Here is a 16,686-nt window from a genome sequence, read left to right as displayed (position 1 = left end):
AGAGACGTTTTATGCGTTTTCCAATCCAAATATTAAAATTCCTACTATTATAGATTGGGCGGTTTTGGTTTCTATTTTTTCTTTTAATATTAGTCTTGCTCTAGCTAGGTTAGATTTTGAGGTACCTACAGTAGTTCCTAAAAGCTCACTTATTTCTTTATGAGAATACCCATCTAGAACATATAAATTAAAAGTTATTCTATATTTTGATGGTAGTTCTTGAATATAACTAAGTAGTGTTTGTAAACTAATTTCGTTTTCTTCCTGTTCTACCTCTATAATATCTTCTGTGTTTTCTGTAACAGCGTTTAGATATTCTTTTTTTCTGTATTTCTGTAATACCGTATTAACTGTAATTCTTTTTAACCAACCTTCAAAAGAGCCTTTAGATTTATATTGCCCTATTTTTTCATAAATAGTCATAAAACTATCATGCAAACTATCTTCTGCCTCGGTTTTATTACGAGAGTACTTAAGACAAATGCTAAAAAGTACAGGAGAAAACATACTATACAATTGAGCCTGGGCCTTTCTATCGTTTTTTTTACATTTATGTATGAGTTCTTCTAGACTCAATTTAAAGTTTGTTTAGTTGTTACTACTCGTTTACTGGTACATCAATTTCTAAATACTCATCCTCTCCTGATCCAGTTTCTCCGAGCCAGAACTTAAAGGTATATGTTTCGTTGTAAAGTACAACAAAATTAAATTCTGCCGTTTGTTCAACTGCTTGTTCTGTACAATCATCGATATCTATACGCTCAGAGCCTACAACAACAACATTACGTATAGTTTGGTCTTCTTTGGTAACATCAAAGCCTTCGTAAGAAGTACAACCGTTTGGTTTAATAAAGGAAACTTTAATTTGATAGGTTTCATCTAAATTAAAAGATTCTGGTAATTGTGCACTTATAATTTGTAAAGGAACAAATTGAAAGTTTGGACTATCATTATCTACACTACAGTTACTTAGTAAAGTACCGAGAAAAATTATAGCAATAAGGGGAACAAGCCTTTTCATAAGCAAACATTTTATTTTAAGATGTTTGCTTATGCTAAAGGTTGCGTTTTTGCTTTAATATATGGGGAAAAGACGTGTTTTACTCGATAATCGAGATTTAAATACTCTGATACTTAGCTCTACGCTATTTACTTTACAGCATTTATTGCTTCACGAATTTTAGACTCTAATTCTTCAAACAATTCTGGGTTATCTAATATTAATGCTTTTACAGCATCTCTACCTTGACCAAGTTTAGTATCGCCATAGCTAAACCAAGAACCACTTTTCTTTACTATTTCATACTCAACACCAAGATCAATTAATTCTCCTACTTTAGAAATTCCTTCACCATACATAATATCAAACTCTGTAGTTCTAAAAGGAGGAGCTACTTTATTTTTAACCACTTTTACTCTAGTTTTATTTCCTAGAACATTACCATCGGTATTTTTAATTTGTGTAGACCTTCTAATATCTAAACGTACAGAAGCGTAGAATTTTAGGGCATTACCACCAGTAGTAGTTTCTGGGTTTCCGAACATTACTCCAATTTTTTCACGTAATTGGTTAATAAATATAACAGTACAATTGGTTTTACTAATAGATCCTGTTAGTTTACGTAATGCCTGAGACATAAGCCTTGCATGAAGCCCCATTTTAGAATCTCCCATTTCTCCTTCAATTTCACTTTTTGGAGTTAAAGCAGCAACAGAATCAATTACAACAATATCAATAGCACCAGAACGAATAAGATTATCTGCAATCTCTAAAGCTTGCTCTCCATTATCTGGTTGCGAAATGATTAAGTTATCAATATCTATTCCTAATTTTTCGGCATAAAAACGGTCAAAAGCATGTTCTGCATCAATAAAAGCAGCAATACCACCATTTTTTTGAGCGCCAGCAATAGCATGCAAAGTTAAAGTTGTTTTACCAGAAGATTCTGGACCGTATATTTCTACAATACGCCCTCTAGGGTAACCACCAACGCCTAAAGCAATATCAAGACCAAGTGAACCAGACGGAATTACCTCAACATCTTCTATAACACTATCTCCTAATTTCATTACGGAACCTTTACCGTAAGTTTTGTCTAATTTATCTAGGGTTAGTTTAAGGGCTTTTAATTTCGCATCTTTTTCAGAACTCATTATCTATTTTTTTAGGCTAGCTAAATTACCAATTCTTTTATCAAAATAACAATTAGGAATTTAATTTTATTAACAGATTTTATGACTTTAAAAATATTTTTTTTGAAGATTACGCAACCTTTTTTTAAAAACTACATCTTATAAAAAATTGTATATACTAACTCAATATATAATCTACTGTTTTTAGTGGCAGTGGGCAATGATGACCATCTCCTTTTAGCACTACTCAAAGAATGCTATGAAAAAGATTAATTGGAATGGTTGATAAAGAGTCTTGAAAAATCAAGACTCTTTTTTGTTTCCCTCTATTTAATTTTTAGCTTTGTAACCTCATAAATCTTTTTAACTTAAAAATTAGTATAGCATGCAACTGTACAATACATTAAGTGCAAAAGAAAGAGCCGCTCTTATAGAGGAGGCAGGTAAAGAACGTCTTACCATTTCTTTCTACAAATATGCACACATAGAAAATACTTCTGTTTTTAGAAATCACTTATTTATTACTTGGAATGATTTAGATGTGCTGGGACGCATTTATGTTGCTAACGAGGGTATAAATGCACAATTATCTGTACCTGCAGATAATTTTGAAGCATTTAAAAACCATTTAGACAGTATTTCTTTTTTAGAAAATGTGCGTTTAAATATAGCTGTAGAGCAAAACAACAAATCGTTCTTAAAGCTAAAAGTTAAAGTGCGTAATAAAATTGTAGCAGATGGTCTTGAAGATGAAAATTTTGATGTTACAAACAAAGGAATTCATGTTGGTGCAGAGAAATTCAATGAACTTATTGAAGACCCAGATACGGTTTTGGTAGATATGCGTAACCATTACGAAAGTGAAATAGGTCATTTTAAAAATGCTATTACGCCAGATGTAGATACATTTAGAGATTCTTTAGATATTATAGAGGAAGATTTAAAAGACCATAAAGAAGATAAAAAATTAGTAATGTATTGCACGGGAGGTATTCGTTGCGAAAAAGCTAGTGCATACTATAAACACAAGGGTTTTAAAAATGTGTACCAACTAGAGGGCGGAATAATAGAATATACTAGGCAAGTAAAGGATAAGGACTTAGAAAATAAATTTGTTGGAAAAAACTTTGTTTTTGATCATCGTAGAGGAGAGCGTATTTCCGAAGATGTAATTGCTAATTGCCACCAATGTGGTGAATCTTGTGATACTCATGTAAACTGTGCAAATGAAGCTTGCCACTTATTATTTATTCAGTGTCCAAAATGTGCAGAAAAAATGAATAATTGCTGTTCAGATGATTGTAAAACAGTACATGAGTTGCCTTTTGAAGAACAAAAAAAATTGCGTAAAGGAAAAACGGTAAGCAATAAAATTTTTAAAAAAGGAAGGTCTCCAGTTTTAAAATTTAAAAAATAGTATCTTTACGTTTAAGATTAATATGAACCTTTTTTGAAAAGCAATTTTCTTGTTTTTCAAATCTAGATATAAAATATGGGTTGCAGTAGTTGTTCAACCGGTAAGGATGGACAACCAAAAGGATGTAAGAACAACGGTACTTGCGGAACAGATGGTTGTAATAAATTAACGGTTTTTGATTGGCTTTCCAACATGTCACTCCCAAATGGGGAAAAACCTTTTGACTTTGTTGAAGTACGTTTTAAAAATAGCCGAAAAGAATTTTTTAAAAACACAGAGAGTTTAACACTTTCTATAGGAGATATTGTTGCTACGCAAGCACAATCTGGCCATGATATTGGTATGGTAACTCTAACAGGAGAACTGGTAAGAGTACAAATGAAAAAAAAGAAAGCTCCTTTTTCTGGTGAAGAAGTTTGTAAAGTGTACCGTAAAGCATCTCAAAAAGATATTGATATATGGCAAAAATGTAGGGACCGTGAAGAAGAAATTAAAAAACGAGCTCGTGAGATTGCCATTGTTTTAAAACTACAAATGAAAATCTCTGATGTAGAATTTCAGGGAGATGGTTCTAAAGCTACTTTTTATTATACAGCAGAAGAACGTGTAGATTTCCGTCAGCTTATAAAAGACATGGCAAAAGCCTTTGGTATTCGTATAGAAATGCGCCAAATAGGATATAGACAAGAAGCCCAGCGTTTAGGAGGTGTAGGTTCTTGTGGTAGAGAATTATGTTGTTCTACTTGGTTAACAGATTTTAGGTCGGTAAGTACTTCCGCAGCCCGTTACCAACAATTATCTTTAAACCCCCAAAAATTAGCAGGTCAATGTGGTAAGCTTAAGTGTTGTCTTAATTATGAGTTAGACACATATTTAGATGCTTTAAAAGGGTTTCCTAGTCAAGACACAAAACTTTATACAGAAAAAGGTCTTGCATACTGTCAAAAAACAGATATTTTTAAAGGCTTATTATGGTTTACCTACAAGGATGAACCATCTAACTGGCATGTACTTTCTAAAGACCAAGTAAAAGAGGTTTTAGAAAAAAACAAGAAAAAAGAAAAAGTTGCTAGTCTAGAAGAATACGCAGCAGATAATATAATAGAAGAAAAAGTTGTTTTTGAAAATGTTGTTGGGCAAGATAGTCTTACTCGTTTTGATCAACCAAGACGTAAAAGCAATAAAAATAGAAATAGAAACAAGAAAAGAAGAAATAATAAAAATAGAAAACCCAAAAATGCTTAGGTCTTTTTCCCTTTCCATTATATTGCTTTTATTTCTGGTGTCTTGTAGTGGCACTACTATAAAATCTGAATATCAAAGCTTAAAAGATGCTAGTTGGCATAAAAACGATACTATAACTTTTAATTTTTCAGAGCTAGACACTATAGAAAAGCACCATATTTTCATTAATGTTAGAAACGATCAAAACTATCCATATAGTAATCTTTTCTTAATAACAGAGTTAAACTATCCTAATGGCGATGTTGTAAAAGATACCTTAGAGTATAATATGGCTTTACCAGATGGTACATGGTTAGGAAAAGGACAAGGAAGTTTAAAAGAGAGTAAATTATGGTTTAGAGAAAACATCGTTTTTCCATCTTCTGGCGTATATACTTTACAAATAGTACATGGTATGCGTAAAAATGGCACTATATCTGGTGTTGTAAATTTAGAAGGCATAACCGATGTTGGTTTTCAAATAGAAAAAAACAAACAGTAAACTAATGGTAAAAAAGGCTGTAAAGAAAAAACAAGCAACAAGTTTTTTTAAATTTATTAAGTGGTTTTGGATAGTATTTATAACAGGAATACTCTCTGTTGCGCTATTATTCTTTTTGGCAGCTAATGAGGTTTTTGGAGAAATGCCAACCTTTGAGATTTTAGAGAACCCGCAAACCAATTTAGCAACAGAGATACTTTCATCAGATAATAAAACATTAGGTAAATTCTATTTAGACGATAATAGAACGCCAGTAAAATTTGAGGATCTTCCTGAAAATTTAGTTAATGCATTAGTTGCAACAGAAGATGCTCGTTTTTATGAGCACTCTGGTATTGATGCTAGAGGAACTCTAAGAGCTTTTGCTTTTTTAGGTAAAAAAGGAGGAGCAAGTACTATCTCGCAACAATTAGCAAAGCAATTATTTACAGGTTTAGCAGCCAGAGGCTGGAAAAGATATACTCAGAAAATAAAAGAATGGGTTATTGCAATACGTTTAGAACGTAATTACACCAAAGAAGAAATTATGACCATGTATTTTAATATATATGACTTTGGTAATAATGCAGATGGTATACGTTCTGCTTCTAAAATTTATTTTGGGAAAGAACCTAAAAATTTAAAAATAGAAGAATCTGCAATGTTAGTTGGGATGTTTAAAAATTCTTCTTTATATAACCCCAGGCCACATAGGAACCCTGTGGGAACTAAAAATAGAAGAGATGTAGTTCTAGCCCAAATGGCAAAGTACGATTATATAACAGAGCAAGAAAAAGACTCATTACAGGACTTAAAAATGAAACTTAATTATAGTCCAGAATCTCATAGAGAAGGCTTGGCTACTTATTTTAGAATGTATTTACAAGGCTTCATGAATGATTGGATTAAGGAAAATCCAAAACCAGCCTTAGAAGGAGAAAGAGATAGATATAATTTATATTTAGACGGACTTAAAATTTATACTACCATAGATTCTCGTATGCAAGCTAATGCAGAGAATGCTGTCTCACAGCATATGACAAAATTACAAGCCGAATTTTTTCATCAAAATACACCAGAACGTAATAAAACTGCACCATTTTTAGATTTAGAAAAAAATCAGATAGATGCTATTATGGAGCGCGCAATGAAAACTTCGGACCGTTGGAGAGAGATGAAAAAAGAAGGAAAATCTGAAAAAGTAATACGTGCCTCTTTTAACAAGAAAAAAGACATGACGGTTTTTGATTGGAAAAGCGAAACCAAAGAGAAAGATACCGTAATGACTCCATTAGATTCTATTAGGTATTATAAATCTTTCTTAAGAACGGCCATGATGTCTATGGAACCACAAACAGGACATGTAAAAGCTTGGGTAGGAGGTATAAATTATAAGCATTTTCAGTATGACAATGTTATACAAGGATCTAGACAAGCAGGCTCTACTTTTAAGCCTCTAGTATATGCAGCAGCTATAGACCAATTACGATACTCTCCTTGCGATTCATTACCAGATACGCAGTATTGTATAGAAGCAGAAAAACATGGAAACCCAGAACCTTGGTGTCCAAAAAATTCAAACGGAAAATATTCTGGAAAAAATTATACGCTTAAAAAAGCTCTAGCAAACTCAGTTAATACAGTTACAGCACAATTAATTGATAAAGTAGGGCCAAAGTCTGTTGCTATAATTGGAAAAAATTTAGGAATAACTAGAGAAATAGCAGAAGTACCTTCTATTGCATTAGGAGTTTCTGAAATGAACGTGTATGAAATGGTGGGAGCTTATGGAACTTTTGCTAACCAAGGGGTATATGTTAAACCTGTTATGGTAACCCGTATAGAAGATAAAAATGGTACAGTGTTGTATGAATATGTTCCAGAAACAAAAGATGTTCTTAGTAAAGATGTTGCTTATGCCATGCTAAATTTAATGGAGGGAGTAACACAAGGAGGTTCAGGAACGCGCTTACGTACTCAAGGAGTAAATAAATGGAAAAAAGAATATGATGAGGTAATTACTGGTTATCCTTATGGATTTAAAAACCCTATTGCTGGTAAAACGGGTACCACCCAAAATAATAGTGATGGTTGGTTTATGGGCATAGTTCCTAATTTGGTTACTGGCGTTTGGGTTGGTGGCGAAGAAAGAGCTACACACTTTAAAACTATTACTTACGGGCAAGGAGCAACTATGGCATTGCCAATTTGGGGTCTTTATATGAAAGAAAATTATAAGAATAAGGATTTAGGCATCTCAGATAAAGGTTTTACGAAACCTAAAGATTTATCTATAAATGTAGACTGTACTAAAGTTGCGGAAGAAGCTCAGGAAAATAACGATACAGAAGATGATTTAGAGGATTTAGATTTCTAAATATAAAAAGTTATTTACTTTGAAAAGCACCTCTATTTTTTTAATAGAGGTGCTTTTTTTATATTAATATTGTATTTTTAGTAAGAATTATTTAAAATGATAAGGAGTATGTAATCTAAATATGAGAAATCAATAATGATAAAGAAAAAAGTTACTAATGTTCAAGAAGCATTAAAAGGGGTACAGAATGGGATGACTTTTATGCTAGGAGGTTTTGGTCTTTGTGGAATCCCTGAAAATGCAATTGCTGAATTGGTTAAGTTAGAAGTAAAGGATATTATTTGTATTTCTAATAACGCAGGTGTAGATGATTTTGGTTTAGGGTTGTTATTACAAAAACATCAAATAAAAAAAATGATATCTTCTTATGTAGGGGAGAATGATGAATTTGAAAGGCAAATGTTAAGTGGAGAGCTAGAGGTAGAACTTACACCACAAGGTACTTTGGCCGAAAAATGTAGAGCAGCGCAATCTGGTTTTCCTGCATTTTACACCCCAGCTGGTTATGGTACAGAAGTAGCCGAAGGAAAAGAAACAAGAGAGTTTAATGGCAAAATGTATGTGTTAGAAGAAGCATATAAGGCAGATTTTTCCTTTGTAAAAGCATGGAGAGGAGACGAAGCTGGAAACCTTATTTTTAAAGGTACTGCTCGTAATTTTAACCCAGCAATGTGTGGTGCAGCAAAAATTACTGTTGCTGAGGTGGAAGAACTAGTTCCTGCGGGTGCGTTGGATCCTAATGAAATTCATGTCCCTGGGATTTTTGTTAAAAGAATTTTTCAAGGAAGTAATTATGAAAAAAGAATAGAACAAAGAACGGTTCGCAGTAAAGAATAATTTATGCGATTAACGTATACTTGTAAGGCTTGCAAAAGGCAAAATTTCCTGACTTTAAAGGAGGAAACAAGACCAGATTTACAAAGAAGAGTTAATGCAGATGAGGTTCGCGTAAATTGTGATACTTGTGGTAAGGTTGATAAAAGACATATTAACAGAATTACCGCAATTCCAGATAATAGAATCATTTTAGTAGGAACTATTACAGGAATTATTGTAACCGCTTTATTAATTTATTATTTGTGGCTTATTGCCGTAATAACTTTTTCTATTCCAATATTCGTATGGAAATATGAAAGTGAGCAAGCTCATAAGTTTAACTCGTATGCTTTAAGAAGAAAGTAATTAATAAATTTTCAAGTCAACACATTTCCAAATTAAAAAAGATGTTAGATAAAAATGGAATAGCAAAAAGAATAGCAAAAGAAGTTCAAGATGGCTATTATGTAAACCTTGGAATAGGAATACCAACTTTGGTTGCTAATTTTGTGCAAGAAGATATAGATGTAGAATTCCAGAGTGAGAATGGTGTTTTAGGAATGGGACCTTTCCCTTTTGAAGGAGAAGAAGATGCAGATATTATTAACGCAGGTAAACAAACCATTACAACTATGCCTGGGGCATCTTTTTTTGACTCTGCTACGAGTTTTGGGATGATTAGAGGAAAACACGTAGACCTTACTATTTTAGGAGCTATGGAAGTCTCTGAAGGAGGAGATATTGCCAATTGGAAAATCCCTGGTAAAATGGTAAAAGGAATGGGTGGTGCAATGGACTTAGTAGCATCTGCAGAAAATATTATAGTTGCCATGATGCATACTAATAGAGCAGGAGCATCTAAATTATTAAAAAAATGTAGTTTACCATTAACCGGTGTTGCTTGTGTAAAAAAAATAGTTACAAATCTTGCTGTTTTAGAAGTAGTTAAAGATGGTTTTAAACTACTAGAAAGAGCACCAGGAGTATCTGTTGATGAAATTAAAAAAGCTACAGAAGGAAATTTAATAATTAATGGAGAAATACCAGAAATGGTATTGTAAACTTATAAAAGTGTGCAGTTTATCTAATAAATTGGAGCTTCATTTTTTTCACAACAAATAAAGTGTGTTTCACAACAATAATTACTTAAATACTTACGTTAGGAAGTACATTTGTATAAAAACAACCACAACCCAAATTTAAAAAAGTAAATAATGGACGCCCAAATTAACAACATGCCAGCACCAAAAGAAATTCAAGTTTATAGAAATGATTTTTTTAGCGGTGTTGTTCACTTAATGAGAAAGTTGTTTATGTTATAAAATAACATAACAAAATAAAAAAGGATCAAACTTTTAAAAGTTTGGTCCTTTTTTATTTCTACTAGTGTGTGTAATACTCGGGAGAGCTTACTTAGAATTCTCAATAAATAAAGATTGGTTAGTGTTTACTATCTTGTTTAAGAATAATTTATCTCCCTCAGCCTGCAATTGTTTGCCTAAAGAATTATCAAAAGCTCTACTAATTAAAAATAAAATGGCCTTGGAGTTAGATTTTGTTAAACTATTAGTCCTATAAACAACATCTCTTATTGTAGAAAAACTAATATTAGTTTTTGCAGAAATATCAGCAAAATCATTTTTTGTAGTGTTTCTTCTTAAGACAATAGATAGTTTTTCATTAATTGGTTTTCCATAATTTTCTTCTGATAGCATAATGATATAAAGTTTAGAATAGTATTTTATTTAAAATATGTAACAATGTTGCATTTTAGTATATTTGTTTGTAATTCAATTACAAACAGATGTAATAATCTTACGCATTTAAACAAAACATGTAAGATTATTACGCAATGATACAATTTTATGTTTATACTAAAGCTATTGCGTCGAAAAAAAAATATAAGTCAGACAGATTTGGCCGAAGCTATTGGAGTTAGTTTGCGAACAATTCAACTTTATGAAAAAAGAGAAGCTAATATTCCTCGGAAGAATCTAGATAAAATTGCAGATTTCTTTAATGTAAGTATAAGCGAACTATATGCTACAGAAGTAAATGAAATTAATATTGAATATAAAAAACCAATCCAAAAAAAGTCTAAAGAACAAGCACATAAGATAATAAAATTAGGTCCAGGAAAATATTTGGTACAAGCCCCACTTATTATAGCAGAAAAACAGATAAAATATTTAGAGAAATTAGAGGATATATTATTTTTAAAACAAATGCCTTTGATTGGTTTTATTCTAGAAAATGTATCCGTTTCTAATTATGCCGCCTTTGAAATTACAAATAATTCTATGTTTAGTGGAGATTATAATGGTTTGCCAAATAAAACAATTGTATTAGGGAAAGGAGTTTCTTTAAAAGAATTTGGAAAGTCTTTTAGCACAGCTGATTATTGGGTTATTGTGTTAGGTAATAGTATAATGTGTAAACAAATTACGAACTATAATAAAAAAGAAAATACAATAACTTGTCATAGTCTAAATATCTCTCCTGAATTTCCCGATTTCACTCTTAATTTAAAGGACGTTAAGTTACTTTTTAGAGTCATAAAAAAACAAGTAAATTAAATGTTTTAGTCTCTATTTTATTTTTAAAATAGCAATAAAGTCTTTTCTGAAATTCCGACCAATAGGAATTATATTATTTTCAATATATAATTGGTTGCCAATAATTTTATCTATAAAATGGTGTAGGCTTCCCTAAAAATATACCATTGTTAAAATATACAATGAATACTAGTATAAAAAAGTATTGTAAAAATGGGTTTTCTGTCCAGTAATAATTAAAAAAAAAGAAAAGAAATATTAAATCTGGCGAAAAATTATGGGATTATAAAGTAAATAAAGGGGTACAAAGACCTTCGGTTTATGACGGAGATGTATACTTACTAAGCGGAAAACAAATGTATGTACTAAACTAAAAAGTTTATTAAAGCTAAAGCCCATACAAAATGAGTTGTAATATTTTTATTAGATGAGAAACTAATTTTTTTTCGTTTATATTTTAGCTTTTCTATAAAAAGTATATTTAGAAATAATAGATTAAAAGCATAAACAATATCTTCCACAGGTATTGTAACAATGCGTATTCTTAAATTTTCATTATCATTATACCATACAATAGGTTCATCAATAAAACTACCTGTTAAAATGCCATTTACTATAAAAAAAGGGATTAAAATAATGAGAAATGAAAGATAAAACTTTTGTAAATATTTTATTTTAATTAACCCAATACAAAAAATAATAATTGCTAGGCTAAAATTTACTAATGTATATGCTTTATCTGAATGGAATATTATAGTAATGGCTAGTATGGTAATTATTAATAAAGTAATTGTATAGGTTAATTTTTTTGATAACTCTGCTTTGGGGTAATAGTAATCTAAAGCATAATGTATAAAAACAGAAGCATAAGGTATACAAATAAAAAAAAGCCATTCTTCAATTGGAAGCCCTAGTAATTTATAGGGTAAATGATATTTAGTATTAAAACCCCAAACACCATCTAATGTAAAAATAGCATCCCATAAAATAAAAGCTAATCCAACTATTAATATAGAACTAAAAATAGTTTTCCAATATTTTATAAAATTCATTTTCCTATGAAAAGAATAGGCAAATGGAATGGAAATGGATGCAAGATTTAGTATTAAATATAAATACATTATACCAATTGGTTTTTAAAATATTTATAAGGCACGTAAAGCATTCCAAAACATTCTCCGTCTTCTTTATTTAAATGTTTATGATGAATTTTATGTGCTTTTCTAAGACCAATTAAGTATTTATTTTTGGTTTTTTTAAACCATTTAAAGCGTTGATGTATTAGAACATCATGAATTAAAAAATAAGTTAATCCGTAGCATAAAATTCCAAACCCTATAAAAAATAAGTAATTAATATTTGGTATAACTCCATACCAAAACAATAAAATACTTGGTATAGCGAATATTACAAAGAACCAATCGTTTTTTTCAAAAACGCCTTGGTATTTTGGTTGGTGGTGGTCTTTGTGTAAGTACCATAAAAACCCATGCATTATATACTTATGTGTACACCAAGTTATAGCTTCCATACTTAAAAAAGTAAGGATAATAATTACGAGATATAGTATTATAAGCATATTACAAGATATTAAGTTTATATCTAATAAAGGATTTAGCTAGTAAATTAAATTTCATTAAATCGGATATACGTATTCTAGTATCCATAATTTGGCTAGAAGGTGTTCTTTCTAACTTTCGTAAAAGTTTTAAGTAATATCTGTATGCCGTATATACCCCAAACCTAGATTCTAAAGGTAATTTTACAACTCCTTTATAGGCTTCTTTAAAATCTTCTTTTATTTCCTCTATAATATTTAATTTATCTTCTGGACTTAATTGTTTTAGATTAACATTTGGAAAATAAGAGCGGTTAAGTACTTCATAATCTTCTTTAATATCTCTTAGAAAATTAACCTTTTGAAAAGCAGAACCTAAACGCATAGCAGGTGCTTTTAAAGCATTGTACTTATCTATATCCCCATTTGTAAAAATTTTTAAGCACATGAGGCCTACTACATCGGCAGAGCCATATATGTACTCTTCATAATCTTTTTTGTTATAATAGGTTGTTTTATGCAAATCTGCACGCATACTTTTTAAAAAGGCTTGTATTAAATCATCTTCTATATTGTATTTTTTTACAGTTTTTTGGAAAGAATGTAAAATAGGATTTAGACTTATATTGTTTTTATGTGCTTCATAATAATTGTCTTCAAAATCTTTAAGTAAATCTTGTTGATTGTGTTCATGAAAACTATCTACAATTTCATCTGCAAAACGAACAAAACCATAGACACTATAGATAGCACTTCTAATTTTGGGAGATAACATTCTAACAGCCGAAGAAAATGAGGTGCTGTATTTTTTAGTAACTAATTTGCTACAAGAAAAAGAGAGCTCTGTATATAGTTGTTTCATAATTAGTTGTTTTTTAATATTAAATCTGCTGCTATTTTTCCTGATATTAATGCAGGTGGTACACCAGGCCCCGGAACTGTAAGCTGGCCTGTAAAGAATAAATTCTTTACTTTTTTACTTCTTATTTTTGGCCTTAAAAATGCAGTTTGCATAAGAGTATTTGCAAGTCCGTAGGCATTTCCTTGGTAAGAGTTGTATTCCTTTTTAAAATCATTTACACAAAAGGACTCTATAAATATAATATTTTCTTTAATGGCTTGCTCAGTTACTTTTTCTAATCTCGTTATTATTTTTTTAAAATATGCTTCTCTAATTTCATTAGTGTCTTTTATACCTGGCGCAAGCGGAATTAAAAAAGTTGCAGCTTCTTTTCCTTCTGGAGCTACGGAAGCATCTGTTTTGCTAGGAAAACTTACATAGAATAAAGGGTCTTCTGGCCATTTTGGAGTATCGTAAATAGATTCTGCATGTACTTCAAAATCACAATCAAAAAATAATGTATGGTGCGATACATTATTTACAGGTTTACTTAAGCCAACATAAAATAATAGGGCAGAAGGAGCAAAAGTTTTGTTGCACCAATATTTTTCTGAATACTGTCTATTTTCTTTAGGTAATAAAGTTTCTGTATGATGGTAATCTGCACCACTTAGTATACTATCAGATTTTTTAAATTCTCCGTTTACAATAAGTCCTTCTACTTTGTTGTTTGTGCTTACTTTTATCTGCTCAACATTTGCTTCTGTAACAAATTCTACACCTAGAGATTGTGCTAAGGTTACTATGCCATTAACAACAGTAAACATTCCACCACTAGGATGCCAGGTTCCAAGTCCAAAATCTGCATAATTCATAAAATTATAAAAGGACGGTGTATTACTAGGTTTTGCTCCAAGAAATAAAACAGGAAATTCTAAAATTTTAATTAGTTTTTCATTTTTAATTTTTTTTCGGATAGTTTTTCGAATGGTAGAAAAAAACTGACCAGCCCTTTTTATAGTAACTGGTGTAATAAGTTCTGAGATAGATTCTCCTGGTTTGTAAACTAAATCTTTAATTGCTGTATTATAATTGTTTCTTGCAGAGGTTAAGAATTCTCTTAGGTGCATAGAACTACCTTTTTCTTCTGCTTCAAACATAGAATGTATTTCTTCTATATTACCAGAAACTAATTTTGAATCTTCTTTTCCAAAATATACCTGATATGCAGGGTTTAATTTGTTGAGACGGTAATAGTCTGATGGAGCTTTATTAAAATCTGAGAAGAATTTTTCAAATACATCTGGCATCCAATACCATGTAGGGCCAATATCAAAAGTAAAACCTTCTTTTTTTAATTGTCTTGCTCTGCCGCCTAGTGTACTGTTTTTTTCAAGTACAATTACTTTGTAGCCAGCCTTTGCTAAATAGCAAGAAGCAGATAAAGAAGAAAATCCTGAACCAATTATATATATTGTTTTTCTCATATTGTTTAACAAAAATACTAAAAAGTTAAACAATATTAAAGTGTAACTTTTATAAACTTTCTAATAGACTTACTGTAGAGCTAAATGTTTTAATGTTAGGATACGTAATTTCTAAGTTTTGGGTTCTATGTCCTACTGCCCAAAATGTGTTATTAGTATTTTTAATTATAGTGTTAATTTCTTTAAAATACGGCATTAGTTTGCTTTCTTGAGGCTCAACGGTAAAATAGGATATAAAGCATATATCATTAAATACGTTTTGTACATCTATAAGGTTATTAATTGGCACACTTTGTCCAAGGTATATTGTCTTATTACCTCTTAAAGTTAGTTCATAATTTAAGTAAAGTAATCCAAGTTCATGTATTTCATTTTCAGGAAGATAAAGTACATAAACTCTTGTATCATTATTTTGTTTAAATGGAATACGCTCTGTATTAATCTGTATTTTTTGAGTTATTAAGTTAGATATGAAATGTTCATGAGCAGGAGTTAAAGTCTTTGTTTGCCATAGAAGGCCTATAAAGTTTAAAAGGGGAATAAAGGTTTCTTTAAATATTTCAGGAAAAGATTTTTGAACCAAAAGTTTAGCATATACTTGATTAAAAAGATTCTGATCAAAATTATACATTGCGATCTTTAATGAGTTTATGGCATCATCAGTAATATCTGTTTTTAAAGCTAATTCTCTAGAATTAAGAATGATTTCGTTATCAGACATAGCAGCTATTTTAGATATTTTGTAGTTGTTATTATTTAATAAAACTACGTTTAATAGCTTTTGTAGGCTATCTTGATCATAATATCTAGAATTACCAGAGGTTCTTTCTGGACTAAATAGATTGTATCTTTTTTCCCAAATACGTATTGTATGCGCTTTTATACCCGAAATATTTTCGAGGTCTTTAATACTAAATCTTGTTTTTATATTGTTCAATTAAAAATGAATTTAAGTTAGACAAACTTAATAAAAAAAATTACACTTTGTTAAAAACAAAAAAACCTTAAGCAATTAAGCTTAAGGTTTTTTATAGGTAAGTTATTTATTGTTTAGCTTTTAAATGTAGCTTTTAATAATTCTCTATTCATTCTAGCAATGTTTTCTAGAGATATTCCTTTAGGACATTCAATCTCACAAGCACCTGTATTACTACAGTTACCAAAACCTTCTAAATCCATTTGCGCAACCATGTTTTTAACACGATCAGTAGCTTCTACTTGTCCTTGTGGTAATAATGCGTATTGAGATACTTTTGCACCAACAAAAAGCATAGCAGAAGAGTTCTTACACGTTGCAACACATGCGCCACAGCCAATACAGGTTGCAGCATCCATTGCTTCATCTGCATCATGCTTAGATATAGGGGTTGCGTTTGCATCTTGTGTATTACCAGAGGTATTTACTGAGATATAACCACCAGCATGTTGTATACGATCAAAAGAACTACGATCTACAACTAAATCCTTTATTACAGGAAATGCTTTTGCTCTAAATGGCTCTATTGTAATAGTGTCACCATCTTTAAACATACGCATGTGTAGTTGGCAAGTAGTAACTCCGCGATCAGGACCATGTGCCTCACCATTTATGTACATAGAACACATACCACAAATACCTTCTCTACAATCATGATCAAAAGCAACTGGCTCTTCGCCAGCATTAATTAATTGTTCATTAAGAACATCCATCATTTCTAAGAAAGACATATGTTCTGAGATATCGGTAACTTTATAGTCTACCATTTGACCCTTAGTTTTCGAGTCTTTTTGTCTCCAAATTTTAAGCGTTAAATTCAT

At 30.8% G+C, this 16,686-nt stretch carries 18 protein-coding genes; 8 read left to right on the top strand and 10 right to left on the bottom strand.

What is annotated here, in order from left to right; genetic code table 11:
* Positions 1 to 9: 9 nt before the first annotated feature.
* The 3 genes from Q0945_RS03650 to recA all read right to left on the bottom strand — a co-directional run bounded on the left by Q0945_RS03650 (position 10) and on the right by recA (position 2,154).
* The gene (locus tag Q0945_RS03650) at positions 10 to 576 is read right to left on the bottom strand and encodes a sigma-70 family RNA polymerase sigma factor (RefSeq protein ID WP_299430879.1); all 567 of its coding nucleotides are present in this window, start codon (positions 574 to 576) and stop codon (positions 10 to 12) included.
* 22 nt (positions 577 to 598) lie between these two features.
* A complete protein-coding gene (locus Q0945_RS03645; protein WP_299430877.1) occupies positions 599 to 1,021 on the bottom strand; it encodes a hypothetical protein in 423 nt (140 codons plus the stop codon).
* A 128-nt stretch (positions 1,022 to 1,149) separates the two neighbouring features.
* Positions 1,150 to 2,154, bottom strand: coding sequence for a recombinase RecA (gene recA / locus Q0945_RS03640; RefSeq protein ID WP_121064187.1), 1,005 nt, complete (start codon positions 2,152 to 2,154; stop codon positions 1,150 to 1,152).
* A gap of 364 nt (positions 2,155 to 2,518) precedes the next feature.
* Here recA and Q0945_RS03635 point away from each other — a divergent pair, with 364 nt between their 5' ends.
* The 7 genes from Q0945_RS03635 to Q0945_RS03605 all read left to right on the top strand — a co-directional run bounded on the left by Q0945_RS03635 (position 2,519) and on the right by Q0945_RS03605 (position 9,509).
* A complete protein-coding gene (locus Q0945_RS03635; protein WP_299430875.1) occupies positions 2,519 to 3,550 on the top strand; it encodes a rhodanese-related sulfurtransferase in 1,032 nt (343 codons plus the stop codon).
* A gap of 75 nt (positions 3,551 to 3,625) precedes the next feature.
* Positions 3,626 to 4,795 carry a regulatory iron-sulfur-containing complex subunit RicT gene (ricT, locus tag Q0945_RS03630; protein WP_299430873.1) on the top strand — a complete coding sequence of 390 codons (1,170 nt, stop codon included), beginning with the start codon at positions 3,626 to 3,628 and terminating at the stop codon, positions 4,793 to 4,795.
* A complete protein-coding gene (locus tag Q0945_RS03625) occupies positions 4,788 to 5,276 on the top strand; it encodes a gliding motility lipoprotein GldH (RefSeq protein ID WP_299430871.1) in 489 nt (162 codons plus the stop codon). Before ricT ends, Q0945_RS03625 begins: the two co-directional genes overlap by 8 nt.
* 4 nt (positions 5,277 to 5,280) lie before the next feature.
* A complete protein-coding gene (locus Q0945_RS03620) occupies positions 5,281 to 7,632 on the top strand; it encodes a transglycosylase domain-containing protein (RefSeq protein ID WP_299430869.1) in 2,352 nt (783 codons plus the stop codon).
* Positions 7,633 to 7,767: 135 nt separating this feature from the next.
* Positions 7,768 to 8,469 (top strand): CoA transferase subunit A, encoded by a 702-nt coding sequence (locus Q0945_RS03615; protein WP_299430867.1) that lies wholly within the window; start codon positions 7,768 to 7,770, stop codon positions 8,467 to 8,469.
* Between the two features lie 3 nt (positions 8,470 to 8,472).
* Entirely contained in the window at positions 8,473 to 8,814 is a 342-nt protein-coding gene (locus tag Q0945_RS03610) for a hypothetical protein (RefSeq protein WP_299430865.1), read from the top strand.
* Between the two features lie 41 nt (positions 8,815 to 8,855).
* Positions 8,856 to 9,509, top strand: coding sequence for a CoA transferase subunit B (locus tag Q0945_RS03605; RefSeq protein WP_299430864.1), 654 nt, complete (start codon positions 8,856 to 8,858; stop codon positions 9,507 to 9,509).
* A gap of 348 nt (positions 9,510 to 9,857) precedes the next feature.
* Here the strand turns inward: Q0945_RS03605 and Q0945_RS03600 are convergent, their stop codons facing one another.
* A complete protein-coding gene (locus Q0945_RS03600) occupies positions 9,858 to 10,163 on the bottom strand; it encodes a hypothetical protein (RefSeq protein WP_299430862.1) in 306 nt (101 codons plus the stop codon).
* A gap of 168 nt (positions 10,164 to 10,331) precedes the next feature.
* Between Q0945_RS03600 and Q0945_RS03595 the strand changes: the two genes are divergently transcribed.
* Positions 10,332 to 11,024, top strand: a complete 693-nt coding sequence (locus Q0945_RS03595) for a helix-turn-helix transcriptional regulator (protein WP_299430860.1) — start codon at positions 10,332 to 10,334, stop codon at positions 11,022 to 11,024.
* A gap of 344 nt (positions 11,025 to 11,368) precedes the next feature.
* Here the strand turns inward: Q0945_RS03595 and Q0945_RS03590 are convergent, their stop codons facing one another.
* The 6 genes from Q0945_RS03590 to Q0945_RS03565 all read right to left on the bottom strand — a co-directional run bounded on the left by Q0945_RS03590 (position 11,369) and on the right by Q0945_RS03565 (position 16,686).
* Entirely contained in the window at positions 11,369 to 12,124 is a 756-nt protein-coding gene (locus Q0945_RS03590; RefSeq protein WP_299430858.1) for a lycopene cyclase domain-containing protein, read from the bottom strand.
* Entirely contained in the window at positions 12,124 to 12,582 is a 459-nt protein-coding gene (locus Q0945_RS03585) for a sterol desaturase family protein (RefSeq protein WP_299430856.1), read from the bottom strand. Before Q0945_RS03585 ends, Q0945_RS03590 begins: the two co-directional genes overlap by 1 nt.
* A 1-nt stretch (position 12,583) precedes the next feature.
* Positions 12,584 to 13,423, bottom strand: coding sequence for a phytoene/squalene synthase family protein (locus Q0945_RS03580; protein WP_299430853.1), 840 nt, complete (start codon positions 13,421 to 13,423; stop codon positions 12,584 to 12,586).
* A 2-nt stretch (positions 13,424 to 13,425) separates the two neighbouring features.
* Positions 13,426 to 14,889 (bottom strand): phytoene desaturase family protein, encoded by a 1,464-nt coding sequence (crtI, locus tag Q0945_RS03575; protein WP_299430851.1) that lies wholly within the window; start codon positions 14,887 to 14,889, stop codon positions 13,426 to 13,428.
* A gap of 49 nt (positions 14,890 to 14,938) precedes the next feature.
* Positions 14,939 to 15,826, bottom strand: a complete 888-nt coding sequence (locus Q0945_RS03570; RefSeq protein WP_299430849.1) for a MerR family transcriptional regulator — start codon at positions 15,824 to 15,826, stop codon at positions 14,939 to 14,941.
* Between the two features lie 113 nt (positions 15,827 to 15,939).
* Entirely contained in the window at positions 15,940 to 16,686 is a 747-nt protein-coding gene (locus Q0945_RS03565; protein WP_299430847.1) for a succinate dehydrogenase/fumarate reductase iron-sulfur subunit, read from the bottom strand.

Origin of the sequence: uncultured Maribacter sp., from assembly GCF_947500405.1 — a bacterium.
Taxonomy (GTDB): domain Bacteria; phylum Bacteroidota; class Bacteroidia; order Flavobacteriales; family Flavobacteriaceae; genus Maribacter_B.
Note: the sequence above shows the minus strand (reverse complement) of the source record. Positions and strands in the feature narration are given on the sequence as shown.

Bases quoted from the DNA above. Each gene is read 5' to 3' on its own strand.
- Q0945_RS03585 (WP_299430856.1), bottom strand. From the start codon at position 12,582: ATGCTTATAATACTATATCTCGTAATTATTATCCTTACTTTTTTAAGT.
- Q0945_RS03635 (WP_299430875.1), top strand. From the start codon at position 2,519: ATGCAACTGTACAATACATTAAGTGCAAAAGAAAGAGCCGCTCTTATA.
- ricT (WP_299430873.1), top strand. From the start codon at position 3,626: ATGGGTTGCAGTAGTTGTTCAACCGGTAAGGATGGACAACCAAAAGGA.
- crtI (WP_299430851.1), bottom strand. From the start codon at position 14,889: ATGAGAAAAACAATATATATAATTGGTTCAGGATTTTCTTCTTTATCT.
- Q0945_RS03610 (WP_299430865.1), top strand. From the start codon at position 8,473: ATGCGATTAACGTATACTTGTAAGGCTTGCAAAAGGCAAAATTTCCTG.
- Q0945_RS03600 (WP_299430862.1), bottom strand. From the start codon at position 10,163: ATGCTATCAGAAGAAAATTATGGAAAACCAATTAATGAAAAACTATCT.
- Q0945_RS03625 (WP_299430871.1), top strand. From the start codon at position 4,788: ATGCTTAGGTCTTTTTCCCTTTCCATTATATTGCTTTTATTTCTGGTG.
- Q0945_RS03615 (WP_299430867.1), top strand. From the start codon at position 7,768: ATGATAAAGAAAAAAGTTACTAATGTTCAAGAAGCATTAAAAGGGGTA.
- Q0945_RS03590 (WP_299430858.1), bottom strand. From the start codon at position 12,124: ATGTATTTATATTTAATACTAAATCTTGCATCCATTTCCATTCCATTT.
- recA (WP_121064187.1), bottom strand. From the start codon at position 2,154: ATGAGTTCTGAAAAAGATGCGAAATTAAAAGCCCTTAAACTAACCCTA.
- Q0945_RS03645 (WP_299430877.1), bottom strand. From the start codon at position 1,021: ATGAAAAGGCTTGTTCCCCTTATTGCTATAATTTTTCTCGGTACTTTA.
- Q0945_RS03620 (WP_299430869.1), top strand. From the start codon at position 5,281: ATGGTAAAAAAGGCTGTAAAGAAAAAACAAGCAACAAGTTTTTTTAAA.
- Q0945_RS03605 (WP_299430864.1), top strand. From the start codon at position 8,856: ATGTTAGATAAAAATGGAATAGCAAAAAGAATAGCAAAAGAAGTTCAA.
- Q0945_RS03580 (WP_299430853.1), bottom strand. From the start codon at position 13,423: ATGAAACAACTATATACAGAGCTCTCTTTTTCTTGTAGCAAATTAGTT.
- Q0945_RS03565 (WP_299430847.1), bottom strand. From the start codon at position 16,686: ATGAATTTAACGCTTAAAATTTGGAGACAAAAAGACTCGAAAACTAAG.